General features: G+C 69.3%; 20 protein-coding genes, 2 rRNA genes and 1 riboswitch (1 of these 23 only partly in view). Of the genes, 16 read left to right on the top strand and 6 right to left on the bottom strand.

All coding sequences use genetic code 11. The features are described 5' to 3' along the window. From OG624_RS08520 to OG624_RS08465, 12 genes are all read left to right on the top strand, one after another. Positions 1-1391, top strand: a 23S ribosomal RNA gene (locus tag OG624_RS08520); it begins 1732 nt to the left of the window's first position. Between the two features lie 79 nt (positions 1392-1470). Next, positions 1471-1588, top strand: a 5S ribosomal RNA gene (gene rrf, locus OG624_RS08515). A 137-nt stretch (positions 1589-1725) separates the two neighbouring features. Continuing rightward, complete coding sequence (locus OG624_RS08510) at positions 1726-2316, top strand: CDP-alcohol phosphatidyltransferase family protein (RefSeq protein WP_030718774.1); 591 nt, start codon at positions 1726-1728, stop codon at positions 2314-2316. A gap of 100 nt (positions 2317-2416) precedes the next feature. Continuing rightward, positions 2417-4912, top strand: a complete 2496-nt coding sequence (locus tag OG624_RS08505) for a mannose-1-phosphate guanyltransferase (protein ID WP_033220814.1) — start codon at positions 2417-2419, stop codon at positions 4910-4912. Between the two features lie 110 nt (positions 4913-5022). Beyond that, positions 5023-5931 (top strand): DUF881 domain-containing protein, encoded by a 909-nt coding sequence (locus OG624_RS08500; RefSeq protein WP_371639282.1) that lies wholly within the window; start codon positions 5023-5025, stop codon positions 5929-5931. Further along, positions 5928-6260: a small basic family protein gene (locus OG624_RS08495; RefSeq protein ID WP_030010496.1), complete on the top strand. Its 333-nt coding sequence runs from the start codon at positions 5928-5930 to the stop codon at positions 6258-6260. The genes OG624_RS08500 and OG624_RS08495 overlap by 4 nt, the downstream gene beginning before the upstream one ends. Positions 6261-6265: 5 nt before the next feature. After that, positions 6266-7204 carry a DUF881 domain-containing protein gene (locus OG624_RS08490; protein ID WP_371639281.1) on the top strand — a complete coding sequence of 313 codons (939 nt, stop codon included), beginning with the start codon at positions 6266-6268 and terminating at the stop codon, positions 7202-7204. A gap of 130 nt (positions 7205-7334) precedes the next feature. Further along, positions 7335-8234: an FHA domain-containing protein gene (locus OG624_RS08485; protein ID WP_078909330.1), complete on the top strand. Its 900-nt coding sequence runs from the start codon at positions 7335-7337 to the stop codon at positions 8232-8234. A gap of 19 nt (positions 8235-8253) precedes the next feature. Further along, positions 8254-9027, top strand: coding sequence for a transcriptional regulator FtsR (ftsR, locus tag OG624_RS08480; protein ID WP_371639280.1), 774 nt, complete (start codon positions 8254-8256; stop codon positions 9025-9027). Positions 9028-9078: 51 nt separating this feature from the next. Beyond that, complete coding sequence (locus tag OG624_RS08475) at positions 9079-9552, top strand: bifunctional nuclease family protein (protein ID WP_030009777.1); 474 nt, start codon at positions 9079-9081, stop codon at positions 9550-9552. A 180-nt stretch (positions 9553-9732) separates the two neighbouring features. Next, positions 9733-10371: a MerR family transcriptional regulator gene (locus OG624_RS08470; protein WP_078909319.1), complete on the top strand. Its 639-nt coding sequence runs from the start codon at positions 9733-9735 to the stop codon at positions 10369-10371. 43 nt (positions 10372-10414) lie between these two features. Continuing rightward, the gene (locus OG624_RS08465; protein WP_371639278.1) at positions 10415-11908 is read left to right on the top strand and encodes a DNA polymerase IV; all 1494 of its coding nucleotides are present in this window, start codon (positions 10415-10417) and stop codon (positions 11906-11908) included. A gap of 40 nt (positions 11909-11948) precedes the next feature. On the opposite strand, the gene OG624_RS08460 is transcribed toward OG624_RS08465, so the two are convergent. Next, a complete protein-coding gene (locus tag OG624_RS08460) occupies positions 11949-12314 on the bottom strand; it encodes a PRC-barrel domain-containing protein (RefSeq protein WP_030770347.1) in 366 nt (121 codons plus the stop codon). Between the two features lie 112 nt (positions 12315-12426). Continuing rightward, positions 12427-12525, top strand: a riboswitch (glycine riboswitch). Positions 12526-12717: 192 nt separating this feature from the next. On the opposite strand from OG624_RS08460, the gene gcvP reads away from it, so the two are divergent. After that, entirely contained in the window at positions 12718-15603 is a 2886-nt protein-coding gene (gcvP, locus tag OG624_RS08455; protein ID WP_266440483.1) for an aminomethyl-transferring glycine dehydrogenase, read from the top strand. Positions 15604-15684: 81 nt separating this feature from the next. Here the strand turns inward: gcvP and OG624_RS08450 are convergent, their stop codons facing one another. Further along, complete coding sequence (locus tag OG624_RS08450) at positions 15685-15873, bottom strand: DUF5999 family protein (RefSeq protein ID WP_030009772.1); 189 nt, start codon at positions 15871-15873, stop codon at positions 15685-15687. 261 nt (positions 15874-16134) lie between these two features. Then, the gene (locus OG624_RS08445; protein WP_033220823.1) at positions 16135-16755 is read right to left on the bottom strand and encodes a hypothetical protein; all 621 of its coding nucleotides are present in this window, start codon (positions 16753-16755) and stop codon (positions 16135-16137) included. Positions 16756-17242: 487 nt separating this feature from the next. Here OG624_RS08445 and OG624_RS08440 point away from each other — a divergent pair, with 487 nt between their 5' ends. The 3 genes from OG624_RS08440 to OG624_RS08430 all read left to right on the top strand — a co-directional run bounded on the left by OG624_RS08440 (position 17243) and on the right by OG624_RS08430 (position 20567). Next, positions 17243-18775, top strand: a complete 1533-nt coding sequence (locus OG624_RS08440) for a glutamate-cysteine ligase family protein (protein WP_033220825.1) — start codon at positions 17243-17245, stop codon at positions 18773-18775. Between the two features lie 162 nt (positions 18776-18937). Beyond that, positions 18938-19738 (top strand): CPBP family intramembrane glutamic endopeptidase, encoded by an 801-nt coding sequence (locus OG624_RS08435; RefSeq protein ID WP_371639277.1) that lies wholly within the window; start codon positions 18938-18940, stop codon positions 19736-19738. Positions 19739-19826: 88 nt separating this feature from the next. Next, on the top strand, positions 19827-20567 hold the full coding sequence (locus OG624_RS08430) for a hypothetical protein (protein WP_033220827.1): 741 nt from the start codon (positions 19827-19829) through the stop codon (positions 20565-20567). A 47-nt stretch (positions 20568-20614) separates the two neighbouring features. Here the strand turns inward: OG624_RS08430 and OG624_RS08425 are convergent, their stop codons facing one another. The 3 genes from OG624_RS08425 to OG624_RS08415 all read right to left on the bottom strand — a co-directional run bounded on the left by OG624_RS08425 (position 20615) and on the right by OG624_RS08415 (position 23020). Next, on the bottom strand, positions 20615-21445 hold the full coding sequence (locus OG624_RS08425; RefSeq protein WP_033220829.1) for a PhzF family phenazine biosynthesis protein: 831 nt from the start codon (positions 21443-21445) through the stop codon (positions 20615-20617). A 155-nt stretch (positions 21446-21600) separates the two neighbouring features. Further along, positions 21601-22224, bottom strand: coding sequence for a barstar family protein (locus OG624_RS08420; RefSeq protein WP_051763299.1), 624 nt, complete (start codon positions 22222-22224; stop codon positions 21601-21603). A gap of 61 nt (positions 22225-22285) precedes the next feature. Continuing rightward, on the bottom strand, positions 22286-23020 hold the full coding sequence (locus OG624_RS08415) for a hypothetical protein (protein WP_244290810.1): 735 nt from the start codon (positions 23018-23020) through the stop codon (positions 22286-22288). Positions 23021-23101: the final 81 nt, after the last annotated feature.

Genomic DNA, 23101 nt, shown 5'->3' with positions numbered 1-23101 from the left:
TGAGACCTGATGCCGAGCCGATTGTGGTGAAGTGGATGATCCTATGCTGTCGAGAAAAGCCTCTAGCGAGTTTCATGGCGGCCCGTACCCTAAACCGACTCAGGTGGTCAGGTAGAGAATACCGAGGCGTTCGGGTGAACTATGGTTAAGGAACTCGGCAAAATGCCCCCGTAACTTCGGGAGAAGGGGGGCCATCACTGGTGATCGGACTTGCTCCGTGAGCTGGGGGTGGCCGCAGAGACCAGCGAGAAGCGACTGTTTACTAAAAACACAGGTCCGTGCGAAGCCGTAAGGCGATGTATACGGACTGACGCCTGCCCGGTGCTGGAACGTTAAGGGGACCGGTTAGTGACCTTTCGGGGTTGCGAAGCTGAGAACTTAAGCGCCAGTAAACGGCGGTGGTAACTATAACCATCCTAAGGTAGCGAAATTCCTTGTCGGGTAAGTTCCGACCTGCACGAATGGCGTAACGACTTCTCGACTGTCTCAACCATAGGCCCGGTGAAATTGCACTACGAGTAAAGATGCTCGTTTCGCGCAGCAGGACGGAAAGACCCCGGGACCTTTACTACAGTTTGATATTGGTGTTCGGTTCGGCTTGTGTAGGATAGGTGGGAGACTTTGAAGCAGCCACGCCAGTGGTTGTGGAGTCGCCGTTGAAATACCACTCTGGTCGTGCTGGATGTCTAACCTCGGTCCGTGATCCGGATCAGGGACAGTGTCTGATGGGTAGTTTAACTGGGGCGGTTGCCTCCCAAAGGGTAACGGAGGCGCCCAAAGGTTCCCTCAGCCTGGTTGGCAATCAGGTGTTGAGTGTAAGTGCACAAGGGAGCTTGACTGTGAGACCGACGGGTCGAGCAGGGACGAAAGTCGGGACTAGTGATCCGGCGGTGGCTTGTGGAAGCGCCGTCGCTCAACGGATAAAAGGTACCCCGGGGATAACAGGCTGATCTTCCCCAAGAGTCCATATCGACGGGATGGTTTGGCACCTCGATGTCGGCTCGTCGCATCCTGGGGCTGGAGTCGGTCCCAAGGGTTGGGCTGTTCGCCCATTAAAGCGGTACGCGAGCTGGGTTTAGAACGTCGTGAGACAGTTCGGTCCCTATCCGCTGTGCGCGTAGGAATATTGAGAAGGGCTGTCCCTAGTACGAGAGGACCGGGACGGACGAACCTCTGGTGTGCCAGTTGTCCTGCCAAGGGCATGGCTGGTTGGCTACGTTCGGGAGGGATAACCGCTGAAAGCATCTAAGCGGGAAGCCTGCTTCAAGATGAGTATTCCCACCTCCTTGAGAGGGTAAGGCTCCCAGTAGACGACTGGGTTGATAGGCCAGATGTGGAAGCCCGGTAACGGGTGAAGCTGACTGGTACTAATAGGCCGAGGGCTTGTCCTCAGTTGCTCGCGTCCACTGTGTTAGTTCTGAAATAACGAACAGCTGTGTCAACACCAGCATGTTCTAAATTTCATAGTGTTTCGGTGGTCATAGCGTTAGGGAAACGCCCGGTTTACATTCCGAACCCGGAAGCTAAGCCTTTCAGCGCCGATGGTACTGCAGGGGGGACCCTGTGGGAGAGTAGGACGCCGCCGAACAATCATTGCGGAAGCCCCGCACCAGCCCTTATGGGTTCGGTGCGGGGCTTTTCTGCGTTCAGGACACGTGTGCGGTCTCCTGTAGGGTCAGAGGGCATCGAACGACAGATTTCTACAGTCACAGTGGAGGCCCCCGGGTGGAGGTCCAGGAGACTCGGGTTCAGACTGACCGAATTTTCACCATTCCGAACATCCTGAGCATGGCTCGCCTGGCCGGCGTGCCCCTGTTCTTGTGGCTGATCCTCGCGGAGTACGACGGGTGGGCTCTCGCCGTCCTCATGCTCAGCGGGATCAGCGACTACCTCGACGGGAAGCTCGCACGGCGCTGGAATCAGATCAGCAAGCTCGGCCGGCTGCTCGATCCCGCCGCCGACCGGCTCTACATCCTGTCGACCCTCTTCGGTCTGACTTATCGCGAGATCCTGCCGCTGTGGCTCACCGGAGCGTTGCTGGCGCGCGAGCTGATGTTGCTGGTCATGGTGTGGATCCTGCGCCGTCACGGATATCCGCCGCCGCAGGTCAACTTCCTCGGCAAGGCCGCCACCTTCAACCTGATGTACGCGTTTCCCTTGCTGCTGCTCAGTGACGGAAGCGGCTGGTTGGCCTGGTTGGCCGCAGTTTTCGGATGGGCGTTCGCCGTATGGGGTACAACCCTCTATTGGTGGGCAGGAATCCTTTACGTGGTTCAAGTCCGCCGTCTGGTGAAGGCTGACTCCACGGCCGATTGAGCCCGCCCGGCGCCGGATGACGCGGAGGAGTTGCGAAGTCACCGACCGAGACGGGTGAGGGTCGGTACGACTGTCGTCTCCCAAGGAGGACTCTTCCGACATGAAGGCCGTCGTGATGGCCGGTGGCGAGGGCACGCGTCTTCGCCCCATGACTTCGAGCATGCCCAAGCCGCTCCTGCCGGTGGCCAACCGGCCGATCATGGAGCATGTGCTCAGGCTGCTCAAGCGGCATGGGCTCAGCGAGACCGTGGTCACCGTGCAGTTCCTGGCGTCACTCGTCAAGAACTATTTCGGGGATGGCGAAGAGCTCGGAATGGAGCTCACCTATGCCCACGAGGAGAAGCCACTCGGCACTGCCGGCAGCGTGAAGAATGCCGAGGAGGCCCTGAAGGACGATGCCTTCGTCGTCATTTCCGGCGATGCGCTCACCGACTTCGACCTCACCGATCTGATCCGCTTCCACAAGGAGAAGGGCGCCCTCGTCACGGTGTGCCTGACGCGGGTGCCGAACCCGCTGGAATTCGGCATCACGATCGTGGACGAGCAGGGCAAGGTCGAGCGGTTCCTGGAGAAGCCGACCTGGGGGCAGGTCTTCTCGGACACCGTCAACACGGGCATCTACGTCATGGAGCCCGAGGTCTTCGACTACGTGGACCCGGACGTCTCGGTCGACTGGTCCGGCGATGTCTTCCCCCAGCTGATGAAGGAAGGCCGGCCCATCTTCGGCTACGTCGCCGAGGGCTACTGGGAGGACGTCGGCACGCACGAGAGCTACCTCAAGGCGCAGGCCGACGTGCTCGAAGGCAAGGTCCAGATCGAGATGGACGGCTTCGAGATCTCCCCGGGGGTCTGGATCGCCGAAGGGGCGGAGGTGAGCCCCGACGCCGTGCTCCGCGGGCCGCTCTACATCGGGGACTACGCCAAGGTCGAGGCCGGCGCCGAGATCCGCGAGCACACCGTCATCGGGTCGAACGTCGTCGTCAAGAGCGGGGCCTTCCTGCACCGGGCCGTCGTCCACGACAACGTGTACATCGGACCCCACAGCAATCTGCGTGGCTGTGTCATCGGGAAGAACACCGACATCATGCGGGCCGCGCGCATCGAGGACGGCGCCGTCATCGGTGACGAGTGCCTCATCGGTGAGGAATCGATCGTTCAGGGGAACGTGCGGGTCTACCCCTTCAAGACGATCGAGGCCGGCGCCTTCGTCAACGAGTCGGTGATCTGGGAGTCCCGCGGCCAGGCGCATCTGTTCGGCGCGCGCGGGGTCTCCGGAATCCTGAACGTGGAGATCACCCCGGAGGTGGTGGTCCGGCTCGCCGGCGCGTACGCCACGACCCTGAAGAAGGGGGCGACCGTCACCACGGCCCGTGACCACTCCCGAGGCGCCAGGGCGCTCAAACGGGCCGTGATCTCCGCGCTCCAGGCCAGCGCCATCAACGTACGCGACCTGGAGAACGTACCGCTGCCCGTGGCACGGCAGCAGACCGCGCGCGGCAGCGCCGGCGGGATCGTCCTACGGACCTCACCAGGTGTGCCCGACTCCGTGGACATCATGTTCCTCGACGAGCGGGGAGCGGACCTCTCGCTCCAGGGACAACGCAAGCTGGACCGGGTGTACGCGCGCCAGGAATACCGGCGGGCCTTCCCCGGAGAGATCGGAGACCTGCAGTTCCCGGGCAGCGTCTTCGACGCCTACACCGGCTCGCTGCTGCGGCGGGTGGACACCACCGGCATCGCCGATGCCGGGCTCAAGGTGGTCGTGGACGCCTCGAACGGAAGCGCCGGACTGGTTCTGCCCAGCCTGCTGGGTCGGCTCGGTGTGGACGCGCTGACGATCAACCCGGGGCTCGACGAGTCCCGGCCGACCGAGACCAGGGAATCCCGGCGGGCCGGGCTGGTGCGGCTGGGAGAGATGGTGGCCTCCGCGAGGGCCGCCTTCGGAGTGCGGTTCGACCCGGTGGGCGAGCGGATCTCCCTGGTGGACGAGCGCGGGCGGATCATCGAGGACGACCGGGCCCTCCTGGTGATGCTCGACCTGGTGGCCGCGGAGAAGCGCAGCGGCAAGGTCGCGCTGCCGGTGACCACGACCAGGGTGGCCGAGCAGGTGGCGGCCTACCACGGCACGCAGGTCGAGTGGACGACGACCTCGCCCGACGACCTGACCCGGGTGGGCCGGGCGGAGAACACCATCTTCGGCGGCGACGGCCAGGGCGGCTTCATCGTTCCCGAGTTCAGCAGCGTCTTCGACGGCTCGGCCGCGTTCGTACAGCTGCTCGGGCTGGTGGCGCGCACACAGCTCACCCTGAGCCAGATCGACGCACGCATTCCGCGGGCGCACGTGCTCAGGCGGGACGTGGCGACACCGTGGGCGGTCAAGGGGCTCGTCATGCGGCGGGTCGTGGAGGTGGCCGGAGACCGGCAGGTGGACACCACCGACGGGGTACGGGTGGTCGAGGCCGACGGCCGGTGGGCACTGGTCCTGCCGGACCCGGCGGAAGCGGTCACCCACCTGTGGGCCGAAGGCCCCGACGACGGCACCGCACAGGCCCTGCTCGACGAGTGGGCGGGCGTGGTCGAGGGCGCCGGGCACTGAGTGCCGGGCGTGCGATGACGTAAGGCGGACGTCCGGTGGGCCGGGTACGGGAGCACCCGTCCGGCCCACCGGATGGACGCATTGGGTGACTGCGCTGCCGACATGCGACGATGTGCGGCATGTCGCAGCCGCCCCACAACCGGACTCCGGCGTCGCCGGCCCCTGCGCGCCCGGACGCCTCCATGTCGCTGCTGACGCACGTGATGGACCACAGTCTCGACGAGGGCTACGCGGAAGCCGCGGCCCGGCGCGAGGCGGACGGCACGGCCGGCCTGCCACGCACCCTCAAGGCGAAACTGGGGCTCGCCGCAGGGCTCGTCGTCACCGCCATGGTCGTCACGCTCGGTGCGGCCGAGGCACGGATAGCGGCGCCCGTGCTGGCCAAGGAGCGTCAGGAACTGATCGACCGGGTGGAGCGGGCGGACGACCGCACGCACGGCCTGGAGCGTGACATCGACCGCCTCAGGACCGATGTCGCGGCCCGCCAGCGAGCGGCGCTGAAGCAGCCCGGCGGGGGCCAGGGCGAGCTCGTGGCCCTGCTGGCGGGTGCCACCGAGGTCCGAGGCCCGGGGATCAAGCTGGTGGTGGACGACGCGAAGGGCGCCTCGTCCGGCGGCGGTGGCAAACCGCGCGAGAGCGCGGGCTTCTCGGACACCGGCCGGCTCCGTGACCGGGACATGCAGAAGATCGTCAACGGGCTGTGGCAGTCCGGGGCGGAGGCCATCTCCATCAACGGCCAGCGGCTGACGGAACTGTCGGCGATCAGGGCCGCGGGTGACGCGATACTGGTCGACAACAGGCCGCTGGTGCCGCCGTACGAAGTGCTGGCGGTGGGGAACAAGAAGCGGCTGGGCACGACCTTCCAGGACTCGGCGGACGGACAGTACCTGCACGTGCTGCAGGAGAGCTACGGGATCCGCTCCTCCCTGTCCCCGGCGGACGACCTGCGGCTGCCGGCCGCGTCGAGCCTGACCGTACGTACAGCTACACCGGCAGAGCAGCAGAAGGGTGCATCGTGATCGCGGTACTGGGCCTCTTGGCCGGAGTGGTGGCCGGACTTCTGGTCCGGCCCGAAGTGCCGGCCGTGGTGGAGCCATATCTGCCGATCGCCGTCGTGGCGGCGCTGGACGCGGTGTTCGGCGGCCTCCGCGCGATGCTGGACGGCATCTTCGTGGACAAGGTCTTCGTGGTGTCGTTCCTGTCGAACGTCGTCGTGGCCGCGCTGATCGTCTTCCTCGGTGACAAGCTCGGGGTCGGTTCGCAGCTGTCCACGGGCGTGGTCGTCGTCCTCGGCATCCGCATCTTCTCCAACGCCGCGGCCATCCGCCGGCACGTGTTCCGGGCGTGAGGCCGATGAGTACGAACGACAACCCCGAGGAGCCGGAGGGCACGGGCCGGCCGCCGGAGCCCCCGAAGTCCCCCGAACCCCAGAAGTCTCCTGAGCCCCAGAAGTCTCCTGAGCCGGCGCAGCTGCCGCAGTCCCCGCAGCAGCCGCGGTCCTCGGAGCCTGTGCAGCCCCCGCGGGCGCCGGAGCCCCCGGCGCCTTCCGAGGAGGCGCCGGCGCAGCCCGAGGAGACCGGTCGGCAGCGGCTCGCGGCCGGGCTGTGGCCCCCGCGGGTGAGCCGGGCCCAACTGATCGTCGCGCTGCTCCTGTTCGTCCTCGGCCTCGGTCTGGCGATCCAGGTCCGGTCCAACAGCGACTCCAGTGCCCTGCGCGGGGCCCGCCAGGAGGACCTCGTACGGATCCTCGACGAGCTCGACGGGCGGACCAAGCGCCTGGAGGACGAGAAGCAGCGACTGGAGGATCAGCGCAAGGAGCTGGAGAGCAGCTCCGACCAGGCCGAGGAGGCGCGCAGACAGACCGTCGAGAAGGAACGCCAACTCGGCATCCTGGCCGGTACCGTGGCAGCCCAGGGTCCGGGCATCACGCTGAAGATCACGGATCCCACGGGTCAGGTGCAGTCCGACCAGCTCTTGGACACGCTGCAGGAGCTGCGGGCGGCCGGGGCGGAGGCGATCCAGATCAACGGGGTGCGCATCGTGGCGAGCTCGTACTTCTCGGACGAGGACGGCGGGGTCGCCATCGACGGTAAGAAGATCACACAACCCTATGAGTTCAAGGTGATCGGCAAGCCCCAGGATCTGGAGCCCGCGCTGAACATCCCCGGCGGTGTCGTGCAGACGTTGGAGAAGGAGCAGGCCACCGTTGCCGTCACACGGTCGGCGAAGATCGTTGTGGATGCCTTGCGGGCTGCGAAGCAGCCTGACTACGCTCGGTCGTCATCGTCATGATGCGGAGTGAAGAGTGGAGCGGCCCACGCGGGCGGACGCCTGCGGGGGGTCGGCGCACGGAAGTCGCCGTGCGTGGTGGAAACTGTCTGGTGGTTACGGACGTTGTGAGAATGTCCGGGTCGGCAGGTGTCTGCATTCGGAGTTCGTCCTGCCCCACGGGCGGGTCTATTTCGGTCAAGGGGAATCGCCCGTGAAGTTGTTTGAGAAGTTGTTCGGCAAGAAGAACCGCGAGGAAGGCGGCGCGGCACGGCACCGCGCCGGGCACGCGGACGTGGAAGGGCAGGGCGACCGGCCGCTCTTCCGCGACGAGGTCGCCGGCGCGGGTGATGTTCCGGGTGCCCCCGGCGCGTCGTCTGTTGACCCTGCTGGTACCGGGCGCATAGGTTTCGGTGAACCATCAACCTCAAGTGCGGGTGGAGGGTTTGCCCCCGACCCGTATGCCACCAATGCATCCGCGGGGTACCCGCGGCGCGAGGAGCCGTCCATGTCGGCCGAGCAGATTTGCAGCAGGTGCGGACACCGTAGCGATGCGGCCAGTCGGTTCTGCTCGAACTGCGGTGCGCCGCTGCGGGCGGGTCTGACGCCGGAGCGTGCCTCGGAGACCACGTCCACGATCTCGATCTCGGGCCTCGAGGCCTACGAGGCCGAGGTGTCGGGACAACCGCACGTGTCGTCCTCCTCGCTGTCCCCCGAGGCGCAGGCCGCGGTGGAAGCGCTGCCCCCCGGTTCCGCTCTGCTCATCGTGCGGCGCGGCCCCAACTCCGGGAGTCGTTTCCTGCTGGACGGTGAGCTGACCACGGCCGGCCGCCACCCGCAGAGCGACATCTTCCTGGACGACGTCACCGTCTCCCGGCGCCATGTCGAATTCCGCCGGAGCCAGGAAGGCGGCTTCACCGTCGCCGATGTCGGCAGCCTCAACGGCACGTACGTGAACCGTGAACCGATCGACTCCGTCGCTCTGCAGAACGGCGACGAGGTGCAGATCGGCAAGTACCGGCTGGTCTTCTACGCGAGCCTGCGGGGCATCTGACCCTTTTAGGGAAGGTTCCATGCTGCGTACCCCGACCGGCGGTGCCTCGCGAAGTGGCACCGCCGGTACCGCCGGCCCGGCCGGGCGGCTGGTGAGCATCGGCACGGTGCTCACCACGCTGCGTGACGAGTTTCCCGAAGTCACCATCTCGAAGATCCGTTTCCTGGAGGCGGAGGGACTCGTCGAGCCCCGACGCACACCTTCGGGATACCGCAAGTTCAGCACCGAGGACGTGGAGCGGCTCGCGCGCATCCTGCGTCTGCAGCGCGACCACTACCTGCCGCTGAAGGTCATCCGCGAGCAGCTCGACGCGCTCGCCCGCGGGGAACAGATCCGCATCCCGGCGCCCACCGCGCACGGGGACTCCGCCGACCCGTCCGGACCGGCGGCCGTCTACGGCGAAGTCGGGCGGGAGCGACCCACCGTGGCCCGGGTGGGCCGGGAGGAGCTCCTCGCGGCCGCCGGGGTGGACGAGGCGCAACTGGTCGAGTGGGAGTCCTACGGGCTGCTCGCCGAGGGAGCGGACGGCGGATTCGACGCCGAGGCGGTCACGGTGGCCCGGCTGGTGGCCGACCTCGGCCGCTTCGGGCTGGAACCGCGGCACCTGCGCGCGATGAAGGCCGCCGCGGACCGTGAGGCGGGCCTGGTGGAGCAGGTCGTCGCACCGCTGCGCCGGCATCGCAACCCGCAGACCAGGGCTCACGCGGAGGCCACCTTGAAGGAGCTCGCGGGGCTTTCCGTACGGCTCCACGAGGCCCTCGTACAGACCGCTCTCGGGGTTCGGCTTCCCTGAGGTGGTGGGCCCGACTACCCAAACCTGCCGAGCAGGTCCTAGGGTTGCTGTGTGAACGAGCTCGACGTTGTGGGTGTCCGGGTGGAAATGCCCTCCAACCAACCGATCGTGCTCCTGCGTGAAGTGGGAGGCGACCGGTACCTCCCCATCTGGATCGGTCCAGGGGAGGCGACCGCCATTGCCTTCGCGCAGCAGGGGATGGCCCCTGCCCGACCGCTGACGCACGACCTGTTCAAGGACGTGCTGGAGGCGATCGGCGAGGAGCTCACCGAGGTCCGGATCACGGATCTGCGGGAGGGTGTCTTCTACGCGGAGCTCGTCTTCGCCAGCGGGGTCGAGGTGAGTGCGCGCCCTTCCGACGCCATAGCCCTCGCCCTGCGGACGGGGACGCCGATCTACGGCAGTGACGGCGTGCTGGACGACGCCGGAATCGCCATTCCGGACGAGCAGGAGGACGAGGTGGAGAAGTTCCGCGAGTTCCTCGACCAGATCTCGCCGGAGGACTTCGGTACCGGCCCGCAGTGAGATGTCGGCCGCGTCGTCCTCGGGGATCCTCAGCCCATTCGATTAGCCTTTCCCCGCAAAGGGATACGGGAAACCACTCTCAGGGTGATTATCACTCGGCGTGCCGAGTGTGGCGATCGTTGACGCACCCCTGGTGACTGCCTACCTTCGAGGTGGGCAGGTCAAGGACGGAGGGTCGGCGTGAGGATCACGGGCGACGGTACGACCGGGGGCACCCCCGTACGGAGTGAGGCTGGGCCGTACCCGCTGCGCGGCGGTGCGGTCGGTTCCGCGCGCCGTCAGCCGGAGTCGACGCCGGTCGGACCGGTGAGCGCCGACCCGGAGCCCGAACAGATCGGCTACCGCGGGCCGACGGCGTGCGCCGCGGCCGGCATCACCTACCGGCAGCTCGACTACTGGGCCCGGACCGGGCTGGTGGAGCCCAGCGTGCGGGCCGTCCACGGCACGGGGACGCAGCGGCTCTACAGCTTCCGCGACGTCGTGGTCCTCAAGATCGTCAAGCGCTTCCTCGACACCGGGGTGGCGCTGCAGAACATCCGCACGGCGGTCCAGCACCTCCAGGACCGCGGGTTCTCGGACCTCGAACGGATGACGCTGATGAGCGACGGCGCCACCGTGTACGAGTGCACCTCGCCGGACCAGGTCGTGAGCCTGCTCCAGGGCGGGCAGGGCGTCTTCGGCATCGCCGTGGGCGTGGTGTGGAGCGATGTCGAGAGCGCGCTGTCGCAGCTGCACGGGGAGCGGGTGGACACCGGCGAGACCCTCGTCCGGCACAACCCGACGGACGAGCTGGCCGCCCGCCGCAACCGGGCCGTGTGACCCGAGCCGAGGCGTTGTCAGTGGCGTAGGGCAGCATCGGGCTGTGAGAGCCGCGCCGACCATCCTGCATCTGGACATGGATGCCTTCTACGCCTCCGTGGAGCAGGCGTCGAAGCCGAGCCTGCGGGGCAAGGCCGTCATCGTCGGCGGTCTCGGTCCACGCGGGGTCGTCGCCACGGCCTCGTACGAGGCCAGGCGCTTCGGCGTGCACTCGGCGATGCCGATGGGGCAGGCACGGCGGCTCTGCCCGAACGGCGCCTACCTGATCCCCCGCTTCAGCCTCTACCGACAGGTCAGCGACGTGGTGATGGCCCTGTTGCGCGAGCTGTCGCCCCTGGTGGAACCGCTCAGCCTGGACGAGGCCTTCGTGGACCTGGAGGCGGGCGGGGTGGCCTTCGACTCGCGCGGCGCGCGGGAGACGGGGGAGCGGCTCCGGGCGGACATCCGGGCCGCCACGGGGCTCAGCGGGTCGGTGGGGCTGGCCGGGTCCAAGATGCTGGCCAAGGTGGCCTCCGAGGAGGCCAAGCCCGCCGGACTGCTGCTGATCGAGCCGGGGACGGAGCGCGAGCTGCTCGCGCCGATGTCGGTACGGACCCTGCCCGGGGTGGGGCCGGCCACGGGCGAGCACCTGCGCCGGGCCGGGATCACCACGGTGGGGGAGCTGGCGGAGGCCGGGGAGGACGAGCTGGTCCGGATGGTCGGCCGCTCGGCCGGCGCCGGGCTGTACCGGATGGCGCTCGGGCTGGACGACCGGCCGGTGGTCGCGGAGCGGGACGCGAAGTCGGTGTCGGTCGAGGACACCTTCGACGTGGACCTGCACGACCGGGTCAGGATCCGCGGCGAGGTGCAGCGGCTCGCCGACCGGTGCGTGCGGCGGCTGCGGGACTCGGGGCACTCGGGGCGCACCATCGTGCTCAAGGTGCGCCGGTACGACTTCTCCACGCTGACCCGGTCCGAGACCCTGCGGGGGCCCACGGACGACCCGGCGGTGGTGCGGGAGGCGGCGGCGCGGCTCCTGGAGGGCGTGGACACCACGGGAGGGGTGCGGCTGCTGGGGGTCGGGGTGAGCGGCCTGGCGGACTACACGCAGGAGGACCTGTTCGCGCAGTCCCTCGCCGCTGAGCCGGACGGGGCGGACGGGAGTGACAGGACGGACAGGACGGACGGGGCGGGCGGGGCGGGCGGGACCGGCGGTGTCGATGCGGCCGACAGGACGGGCAGGGCGGACGGGGCCGGAGGGGGAGCTGTGACGTCCGGTGCGGCCGAGGCGGAGGCGGAGGGTGCCCACGGGGTCGCGGAGCCGTCCGCGGAGCCGGAGCCGGCCCCCGAGCGGCGCTGGGCGGCGGGGAGCGACGTACGGCATGCCGTGTACGGGCCCGGATGGGTGCAGGGCAGCGGGGTCGGGCGGGTGACCGTGCGGTTCGAGCAGCCCGGATCGGAGCCCGGCCGGGTGCGGACCTTCCGGGTGGACGACCCCGAACTTGAGCCGTCCGATCCGCTGCCGCTGGTGGGGGACGGAACCGAGTCAGGGCCCTGAAGGAGGGCCCGGTGGGAGGCCGGGGAGGGCCCGGCGCCGCTCAGCTCTCGTCACCCGCCAGTCGGCCGAAGTCGCGGTTGAAGTCCGCCGGCAGGGTCGTGTCCAGTCCGTAGTGGTGGTAGAGCTGCAGCTCCTGTTCGGGGGAGAGGTGGCGCCCGACACCGAAGTCCGGGGCGTCCCTGATCAGGGCGCGCTCGAAGGGCACCCGCAGGGTGTCGCCCACCAGCTCGCTCGGCTCCAGAGGCACGAACGCGTCCCGGCTGAAGAGCCCCGTCCGGACCGCGGCCCACTCCGGGACGCCCGTGGCATCGTCGAGGTAGACCTCGTCGATCGTGCCGATCTTGGTGCCATTGCGGTCGAACGCCTTGCGGCCGATCAGGCTGCGCGGATCGATGTCGGTCTGCACGGTCCCTCCAAAAGGTCGCAACTGCTCCGTAATGACTACAGAAGTGCATATCCGCAGCGGAGGCCACTCGGGGAGGGTTCAGATCCTCGCTGGTACGCTGGTGAACGGCTGTCGACCCTGTGCGGGAGAGTCCTCCGAGTGAACAAGACGGAGGCGCCGAAGGAGCAAATCCTCCCCGGAATCTCTCAGGCATACGTACCGCACGGACGAGGCCACTCTGGAAAGCAGGGCGGGTACCGGGCGCAGTGCCGGTCCCCCTCCTCACCGACGGTGAAAGCCGGATCCTCGGGAGACCCCCGTGACTCCGGTGAAACTCTCAGGTGCAGATGACAGAGGGGGAGGCCGTCCGGGTGCCCGCGCCGTGGTGCCCCTCGCAGGTCATACGACCAGGAGGCCTCCGTACATGACCGCCAACCGCATTCCGCTCTCCCAGCTGGAGCGAGGCATCCCCTTCGAACAGCGCCACATCGGCCCGGATGCCGAGGCGCAGGCGAAGATGCTCGCCCAGGTGGGCTACGGCTCCCTGGACGAACTGACCGCTGCCGCGGTCCCGGATGTGATCAAGACCGCCGAGGCGCTCGACCTGCCCGAGGCGCGTACCGAGGCCGAGGTACTGGCCGAGCTGCGTTCGCTTGCCGACCGTAACCAGGTTCTCTCCCCGATGATCGGCCTCGGCTACTACGGGACCTTCACGCCGCCGGTGATCCTTCGCAACGTCATGGAGAACCCGGCCTGGTACACGGCGTACACGCCCTACCAGCCGGAGATCTCCCAGGGCCGCCTCGAAGCGCTCCTGAACTTCCAGACGGTCGTCGCCGAGCTGACCGGGCTGCCGACCTCGGGCGCCTCGCTGCTCGACGAGGGCACCGCCGCCGCCGAGGCCATGACCCTGGCCCGCCGCGTGGGCAAGTCCAAGGGCAACGTCTTCCTGGTGGACGCCGACGCGCTGCCGCAGACCATCGCCGTCATCGAGACCCGCGCCGAGCCGATCGGCATCGAGGTCGTCGTCGCCGACCTGTCCGCCGGTATCCCGGCCGAGGTCGCCGAGCGCGGCGTCTACGGTGTGCTGGTCCAGTACCCGGGTGCCTCCGGTGCCGTCCGCGACATCAAGCCGGTCATCGACCAGGCCCACGAGCTCGGCGCCATCGTGGCCGTCGCCGCGGACCTGCTCGCGCTGACCCTGCTGACCTCCCCGGGCTCGCTCGGCGCGGACATCGCCGTCGGCACCACCCAGCGCTTCGGCGTCCCGATGGGCTTCGGCGGACCGCACGCCGGCTACATGGCCGTCCAGGACAAGCACGCCCGCTCGCTGCCCGGCCGCCTCGTCGGCGTCTCCGTGGACGCGGACGGCAACAAGGCCTACCGCCTCGCGCTCCAGACCCGCGAGCAGCACATCCGCCGTGAGAAGGCCACCAGCAACATCTGTACCGCGCAGGTGCTGCTCGCCGTCATGGCCGGCATGTACGCCGTCTACCACGGCCCGGACGGCCTGCGGACGATTGCGAACCGCACCCACCGCTACGCCGCCCTGCTCGCCGCCGGTCTGACGGCCGGCGGGGTCGAGATCGTGCACGGCTCGTACTTCGACACCATCACCGCCCGCGTGCCGGGCCGTGCCGCCGAGGTCGTCGCCGCCGCCCGCGAGGGTGGGGTCAACCTGTTCCAGGTCGATGCCGACCTCGTCTCCGTCGCCTGCGACGAGACCACCCTGCGCGCCGACATCGAGGCCGTCTGGGCCGCCTTCGGCGTCACCGCGGACATCGAGGCGCTCGACGGGACCACCGCCGACACCCTGCCCGAGGGCCTGCTGCGCTCGGACGCCTACCTGACCCACCCGGTCTTCCACCAGCACCGCTCCGAGACCGCGATGCTGCGCTACCTGCGCAAGCTCTCGGACAAGGACTACGCGCTGGACCGCGGCATGATCCCGCTGGGCTCCTGCACCATGAAGCTCAACGCGACCACCGAGATGGAGCCGGTGACCTGGCCCGAGTTCGGTCAGCTGCACCCCTTCGCTCCGGTGGAGCAGGCCGAGGGCTACCTCACGCTCATCAACGAGCTGGAGGAACGTCTCTGCGAGGTGACCGGCTACGACAAGGTCTCCATCCAGCCGAACGCCGGTTCCCAGGGTGAGCTCGCCGGTCTGCTGGCCGTCCGCGCCTACCACCGCGCGAACGGTGACGAGCAGCGCACCGTCTGCCTGATCCCGTCCTCCGCGCACGGCACCAACGCCGCCAGCGCCGTGATGGCCGGTATGAAGGTCGTCGTCGTCAAGACCGCCGACGACGGCGAGGTGGACGCGGCCGACCTGCGCGCCAAGATCGAGCAGCACCGCGACGAGCTCGCCGTGCTGATGATCACCTACCCCTCGACGCACGGTGTGTTCGAGGAGCACGTCGCCGACATCTGCGCCCAGGTGCACGAGGCCGGCGGCCAGGTCTACGTCGACGGCGCCAACCTGAACGCCCTGGTGGGCCTCGCCAAGCCGGGTCACTTCGGCGGCGACGTCTCGCACCTGAACCTGCACAAGACCTTCTGCATCCCGCACGGCGGCGGCGGCCCGGGCGTCGGCCCGGTCGGTGTTCGGGCGCACCTTGCCCCGTACCTGCCGAACCACCCGCTGCAGCCCACCGCGGGCCCGGAGACCGGTGTCGGCCCGATCTCGGCCGCTCCGTGGGGTTCGGCGGGCATCCTGCCGATCTCGTGGTCGTACGTGCGCCTGATGGGTGGCGAGGGCCTCAAGCGCGCCACCCAGGTGGCGGTACTGGGTGCCAACTACATCGCCAAGCGCCTGGAGCCGCACTACCCGGTGCTCTACACCGGCCCGGGCAACCTGGTCGCGCACGAGTGCATCATCGACCTGCGGCCGCTGTCGAAGGCCACGGGCGTGAGCGTGGACGACATCGCCAAGCGTCTGATCGACTACGGCTTCCACGCGCCGACCATGTCCTTCCCGGTCGCCGGCACGCTGATGATCGAGCCGACGGAATCCGAGGACCTCGCCGAGATCGACCGCTTCTGCGACGCGATGATCGCCATCCGCGGCGAGATCGAGCGGGTCGCGGGCGGCGAGTGGCCGGCCGACGACAACCCGCTGGCCAACTCCCCGCACACCGCGGCGGCGCTGGGCGGCGAGTGGAACCACCCGTACACCCGGGACGAGGCCGTCTTCCCGGGCGGGGTCACGGCCGCCGAGAAGTACTGGCCGCCGGTGCGCCGCATCGACGGTGCGTTCGGCGACCGCAACCTGGTGTGCTCCTGCCCGCCGCTGGACGAGTACGACGCCTGACATGAGTGAGGGGCCGGTCCGGGAGAAGTCTCCCGGACCGGCCCCTTCGTCGTTCTACCGTCGGTCGGACAGTTCGATCGCCTAGGCCGCCGCGAGCGGGCGGTGCGGGGCGATGATCTGGCCGTCCGGCAGCAGTTCACCGGTGTCCTCGAAGAGCAGGACGCCATTGCACAGCAGGCTCCAGCCCTGCTCCGGGTGGTTGGCCACCGGGCGCGCGGCCTCCCGGTCGGCGGATTCGGCTGACGGGCAGGCTGGCTGGTGCTGGCACATGGATGCGTTCTTTCGCTGCGGTGTGGTCTGTGTGCTACGGCTCGATGCGTGATTCATGGCCGTCCCCCTGGGTCATCCCCGCACCCGCGGGGAGCGTGTCATCAGTCTTCCCCCATGACAGCCGCTTCGCAGGTATTTCCCGGCAGCTGTCCTCACAGATTGATGACGCATCACTCGTGCGGGCGGTTCAGGCCAACTCCCCTGTCATTTCGGATGGTTCGCAAGTGGCCCGGGAGGACTAGGCCGAATGGGTGATTCGGGTCAGGCGGCCGGCGCCGCCAGGGTGGGAGGGGTCGGTGCCGGCGCCGGGGTCAGCCGGCGGACCATGACGGGCAGCAGCTCGGAGACCGGATGCGGCCGGTACGGGGCGATGCCGGGCGGGGCCGGGGCCAGGGGCACCAGCAGGTCCTCGCCGGCCGGCAGCCCGGAGGCGGCGTCCGCGCCCACCGCCCCGTGCAGCCACAGGGTCAGCATGTACAGCTCCGGTACCGACAGCAGCCGTGGCTGGTAGCCGGTCGTGAGGGACTCCGCCTGGCGCAGGGCGCGTTCGGTGGCCGCGACGTAGGGGCCCTCGAAGAAATGGGAGAAGACCCAGCCGTCGGGAGTCAGTCGGGTGTCGGCCGCCGCGACGTGGCGGTCCCCGCTGCGGATCAGGAACCGCCAGCCCGTGAGCCGGGTACGCGGCGGCCTGCCGCCGGCCGCGAGGTTGGACATGCCCAACCGGTCGAGGACGTGGACCGGAAGGGGAAGTTCGGCGGTCAGCGGCCCCTGGATCGCGCGCAGGGCCGGGGTGTGCGCCTCGTGGACGGCGGTGGGGGAACCGAGTGCCGCGAGGACGCTGCGCAGGGCGGGCGCGGGAGCCGGAGGGACATGCAGCGGCATGGTGGGTCGCCTCTCACTTGGGAGACCGGTGGAACGGGGGCAGGTGCGGACTCGCATTCTGGGGCCAGAGGGGGGCCGAGGGGCAATGGCCGCGCGCCAACTCTCTGCCTCGTTTGCGGAGTTTATACGACATGTGTTCACGCAGTGTTTCGGCTAGCTGTCCCGGCTATTGCCGGCAAGGCGCTTACCGGACCCGCTGACATGGCATTCATGCCGGATGCACGCGAACATGTCGCGCTGACCTCGGAGGTTACCGGACGGGGGCTCGGCTGGAAAGCGTCGGTTATCCGAACAAGGCAAAGTCGAAGCGGAATTTGCATAACGCGACTTGCCAGGTGAATGTGCCGAAGCGCCCTTCGGCCAAACCGGCGCGCGCTCCTCGCCACGCACGCCCCTCGCGCGTTATGGATCACGCTGCCGGGGCATCATCGACCGTAACGCGCGCCTGGGTGTCACGGGCCAGGCCCACTCGAGGAGGGACGCTTCGATGGGGGAGAAGGTCGTGGCAGGCGGATTCGACCTGTCCGATCGGCAGCGGTATCGAAGGAAGCTCCACGAGTGTCTGGAGGGACTGGAGCGGCTCCTGGCGGAGAAGAGGTTCGATCGGCCCAAGAACATGATGGGACTGGAGATCGAGCTGAATCTCGCGGGTTCCGACGGGATGCCGAGAATGGTGAATGCCCAGGTGCTGGAGCGGATTGCGAGCACCGATTTCCAGACCGAACTCGGAATGTTCAATCTGGAGGTGAACGTCCTTCCGCACCGGCTCGGCGGCCGGGTATTCGACCAGCTCGCCGAGGAACTCAGCGCCGGGCTCGGCTATGCCCACAGGCAGGCCGCCGAGATCGACGCCGGAGTGGTGATGATCGGCATTCTGCCGACGATCTCCCGCACGGACCTGGTCACCGCGAACCTCTCGGCGGTGGACCGCTACTCGCTGCTCAACGAGCAGATCCTGATGATGCGCGGGGAGGACTTCACGCTCGACATCGACGGCGTCGAACGGCTGATCTGGACCTCCGGGTCGATCGTGCCGGAGGCCGCCTGCACCTCCGTACAACTGCATCTGCAGGTGACCCCGGCGCGCTTCTCGGCGGTGTGGAACGCGGCGCAGGCGGTGGCCGCGGTACAGATCGCCGTCGGCGCCAACTCGCCCTTCCTGTTCGGGCGTGAGCTGTGGCGGGAGTCGCGGCCACCGCTGTTCACGCAGGCCACCGACACCAGGCCGCCCGAGCTCCAGGCGCAGGGCGTGCGGCCGCGCACCTGGTTCGGGGAACGGTGGGTGGACTCGGCGTACGAGCTCTTCGCCGAGAACGTCCGCTACTTCCCGGCCCTGCTCCCGATATGCGACGAGGAGGAACCGCTGCGGGTGCTGGCCGAGGGCGGGGTGCCGGCGCTGCAGGAGCTGGTCCTGCACAACGGCACCGTCTACCGGTGGAACCGGCCCGTGTACGGGGTCGCCGACGGGGTGCCGCACCTGCGGGTGGAGAACCGGGTGCTGCCGGCCGGGCCCACCGTCGCCGACGTCGTCGCCAACGCCGCCTTCTACTACGGGCTCGTACGCACCCTCGCGGACGAACCGCGACCGGTGTGGAGCCGGCTGCCCTTCGCCGAGGCGGAGGCGAACTTCGACGCGGCCTGCCGGTACGGGATCGAGGCGCGGCTGCGGTGGCCGCGCCGGGGCCGGGCCGGGGGGCTGGCGAGCGTGCCCGCCGTCCGGCTGGTCCTGGACGAGCTGCTGCCGATGGCGGCGGCGGGGCTGGACGCCTGGGGCATCGAGCCCGCGGACCGGGACCACTACCTCGGCATCATCGAGGAGCGCTGCCGGCGCCGGGTGAACGGGGCGACCTGGCAGGTGGACACCTACCACCGGGCGCTCGCCGGCGGACTGGAGCGGGACGAGGCGCTGGCGGCGACGACCCGGCGGTACACGGAGCTGATGCACAAGGGCGACCCCGTGCACACCTGGCCGGTGGGCCTGACGGAGGAGGTGAGCGCCTCGGTGCCCGCCGCCCGCTGACCGGCCGCTCGCCCGACACCGTCCGACGATCCCCGTGATCGCGGTGATCCCCGTGGTCGCGGCGATCCCGGCGATCCCGGTGATGGCCCCGCAGTGATCCTCCCGGCCCGCCGAGGAGGCAGTATGGGGTGATCGCAACGGGATGGCAGGACGGAGTCGGGCGTGCGGACGGAGCCGGAGCCGGTGTTCGTGGAACTGGACGAGGACGGGCGGCGGAGCCTGCTGCGCACCGAGACGCTGCTCGTCCTCGCGCTGTCGCTGGGCGCGAGCGGGGTCTCGGCGCTGATCAGCTTCATCGGCTCGCTCACCAAGCCCGGCGGCCTCAAGGGCCAGGCCGCCACGCTCAACGGCTCCTACGCCCCGGGCCGGCCCTGGCTGGACCTCGCCTGGCAGCTGTTCGGGATCGCGAGCGCCCTGGTGCCCGTACTGCTGGTGGCGCACCTGCTGACCCGTGAGGGCGCTCCCGGGCTGCGGGTCCTGGGCTTCGACCGCACCCGCCCCTGGTGGGACCTGGGTCGGGGCGCCCTCGTCGCGGCCGGGATCGGCAGCGCCGGGCTGGCCTTCTACCTGGGCGCCCGGGCCGGCGGTTTCAACCTCACCGTGGTGCCCGAGGCGCTGCCCGACGTGTGGTGGAAGTTCCCCGTGCTGATCCTCTCCGCGCTGCAGAACGCCGTCGTGGAGGAGATCATCGTGCTGGCCTACCTGCTGCGCAGGCTGGGCCAACTGGGTTGGTCGCCGATGGCCGCGCTGCTGGCCAGCTCGGTGCTGCGCGGCTCCTACCACCTCTACCAGGGCATCGGCGGCTTCATCGGCAACATGGTGATGGGCGCCGTCTTCGTCCTCGCCTACCGGCGCTGGGGCCGGGTGGGACCGCTCGTCGTCGCGCACGCGCTCCTCGACCTCGTGGCCTTCGGCGGATACGCCCTGCTCGCGGGCAAGGTGGGCTGGCTGCCGACACCCTGACCCGGGCGGGGCCACCCGATCGGCCCTTCCGGACGGTGCCGGATGCCGGGGCGATGCGACGCTGGAGGCGAGCAAGGAGGCGCGCCCGGTGGCTGTTCTGGACACCTTGGTACCGTTCGCGCCCTTCCTCGTGCCCGTGGTCACCGGCCTGGTGGGCGGCATCAGCCTCCTCATCCGCGACCGCCGCGAGGCGCGCAGCACCGACCATCGTTACCGCAGGCGCCTGGAGAAGGCCCAGCTGGAGATCCAATTCCTCTCGGGCTGGCTCCAGGCCAAGCAGGCGGCGCCGACCGACTCCGTGCCGGACCCGGAGCCGGGGCGCTGGCTGGACGAGTGCTACGCGTCGGTGCGCCGGGCCAAGCAGGACACGGGCGGCCGCCACCGGACCGGGCCGGTCACCCTGCGGCGCCTGCTGCTGCTGGGGGAACTGAGCGGCCCGGCGAAGACTGTACGGGTCGCCTACTGGATCTCCCTCGCCGTGTTCAATGCGGCGCTCGCGTGGTCGGTGAACGTGCTCATCGCCGGCGTCCCCGGGTTCCTCCACGAGGAAGGCGCCTCCGAGGGCGAGGAGATCGCCTCCTATCTGGGGCTGGCGGGCGTCCTCTTCGTCGTGTCGGCCGCCCTGTGGGGATGGACGGTCCACCTGGGCACGGCCGAGCCGGCGCAGGTCTACCGCAAGCGGATCGACTCGGCCGCCTGGGCGGAGCACGAGGAGGAGCGGCGGACCGCCGCCCGCGCGAAGGCAGACGCGAAGGCAGACGCGAAGGCGCGGAGGACGGCGAGGAGGACGGCGCGGTCGAAGGACGACGGGGGCGGGCACGCGGGCTGAGCCGACCCGGGCGGTCACGCGTCCGTGCCCCCGGCCGTCCCGTCGGGTCAGGCGGCGGGCGGCGACGCGAGGAGTTCGCCGTCGACGACGGTGACGGCCCTGCCGGTCAGCAGGGTGCGGTCGCCCGCCAGGGTCACCCGTACGAGACCGCGCCGCGCGCCGCCCTGGAGGCCGGTCAGCTCGGTGCGGCCCAGCCGCTCCGCCCAGAACGGGGCGAGCGCGGTGTGGGCGCTTCCGGTGACCGGATCCTCGTCGATCCCGAAGGCGGGGAAGAAGCCGCGGGAGACGAAGTCGTACCCGAGGGAGGGATCCTCGGCGGGCGCGGTGACGATCACCCCGCGCCGGGCGAAGGCGCGTAGCGCCCCGTGGTCCGGCTCCAGCTCGCGGACGGTCTTCTCGTCGGCGAGCTCGACGACGAGGTCGCCGATGTGATCGGCGGTGTCGTGCACGGAGAGGATCGGGGGGCCGCCGAGCGCGTGATCCACGGCGGCGGGCGCCGGCACCGGGGTGAGCGAGGACGTCGGGAAGTCCATGGTGATCGTGCCGTCCTCGGCCGTCTCGGCGGTCAGGATGCCGCAGCGCGCGGAGAAACGGATCAGTCCCGTGGCCAGCCCGCTGGTGGCCAGTACGTGAGCGGTCGCCAGGGTGGCGTGGCCGCACATGTCGACCTCGGCGGCCGGGGTGAACCAGCGCAGCGCCCAGTCGGCGTCCCCGCCGGGCGGCAGGGGGTGCGCGAACGCGGTCTCGGAGAGGTTCATCTCGCAGGCGACCTGCTGGAGCCAGGCGTCCGCGGGGAACGCGGTGTCGAGGAGCAGGACTCCGGCGGGGTTCCCGTGGAAGGGACGGTCGGCGAAGGCGTCGACGATTCGGATGCGCATGTCCCGACGGTAGGACGATTTCTTGATCGTCGACAAAGGCCAATCGGGGGTGACTGGCCCTGTCGGGGGACCGGCCCGGTCGGTTCGGGGCGAGCCGGTCCCGCAGGAGCTTGGCTCGGCCTCGACGGCGAAGCCGACGTTGATGTGAGCGGCGCTCAAGGGCGTTCGGCGTCCACGGGCGGAGCATCCGTAGTCGGGGAGTCGTCACCGGCCGGTGGCCAGACCGGGTCTCCGCCCCACGCGGTCAGGGTGAGGAGCAGCCTGCCGTCCACCACGGCCGCGGACACGTCCTCGTCCGAGGCGGCGGCCTCGGTGAAATCGGCGGGTGCGACGTGGTCGAGGAGGAAGACGAAGTGGAGGGCGAAAGGGGAACCGTACGCGTGCGGCTCACCATCGAGGTCGACCATGAAGTTGGCCCGCCAGGCGCCGTCGCACAAGACCGATACGAGGACACCGAGGAACTCGACGTCCAGCAGCGTGTCCGCGCCGTCGATCAACACCGCCACGTCCTGTTTGCCGTGTCCGGGCCCGTGCCAGTCGCCGAGGCAGTCCACCAAGGCGTTCCAGTTGTGCCCGAAGTAGCCGGGGAAGCCCAGTTCACGGGCGAATGCGCGGAACATGCATCCCTTCTCGTGCAGCTCCTCGCCGTCCAACCGCAGCACGATCCCACCCCGGGCTCGCAGCTCGGCCTCGGCCGCGGTGACCCAGGGATCGGCCGAGGAGGTGAAGGTGACCCAGGGCGATCGGCGTTCGGTGAGGGTGGGAAGGAAGCTGCTCATGCGGCATGTTCGCACCCGACCGGTCCGGGCGCGTACCCCATTTCGTCCGCACCCTGAGCGGTCACGGTGACACCGGGACCGGTCTCACCGAGCCTTGACCGGACTCACCGAGGTGTGACCGGTCGCGCCCCGCCCCTTGGCGGGCGAACCGAGGTTCGGTGGCTTGAGGCTGTGGCGTTGCGGTCGGTGCTGCGAGGTCGAGTGCGCGGGCGAGGGCGGCGGTGACGGGAGCCCGGTGGCCGGGCAGGTGTTGCGCGATCCAGTCGGTGGCCAGTGCGAAGAAGCCGGTCAGGTCGCGTTCGACAGCCTCGAGGAGGGTGCGGAGCTCGGTGACGGACAGTTCGATCACCGGGCTGTCGCTCTGCTCGCCGTTGACGGTGAGCCGGACGGTGTCACCGAAGCGCTCGGCCATGGGCGACACAGGGTCGTGGCCGAATCCGAGCAGGCTGCCGACGTCGGCGAATCGGTGCCAATCGCGCCAGTCCTCCAGCCCGTCGCAGCAGCCGGGCTGGAAGGTGACGCCCGTGGACGTGTCCGTGACCTGCAGACCGCCGGCAGCGAAGACGTTCTCGAAGGTCAGCAGTCCGTGAAGGAACGAGGAGAGCGGGTCGGCCGGCCGGGGCGGCCCGTCCTCGTCGAGGTCGCTGTCGTTGAAGCCGGCGATGCTCGCGATCGCTGCCCCGACCTCGGCGGGTGAGAGCTCCCCGCCGAGGGGCAAGAAGCCGAACCGCTCGACATCGGCCACAGGCCAGAGGCCGAAGGGGTCAGGGGTGCACATCTCCAGGACGGGCCGCATCACGATCACCCGACGAAGTGTTCCGCATCCTGCCCGCACACCGCCTCCCCTTACGCCGGGCACTCCGGTCCCAGCCGACGA

This window comes from Streptomyces virginiae, from assembly GCF_041432505.1.
GTDB classification, from domain to species: Bacteria; Actinomycetota; Actinomycetes; order Streptomycetales; family Streptomycetaceae; genus Streptomyces; species Streptomyces virginiae_A.
The sequence above is the reverse complement of the archived record's forward strand: the minus strand, read 5'-3'. Positions and strand labels throughout refer to the sequence as shown.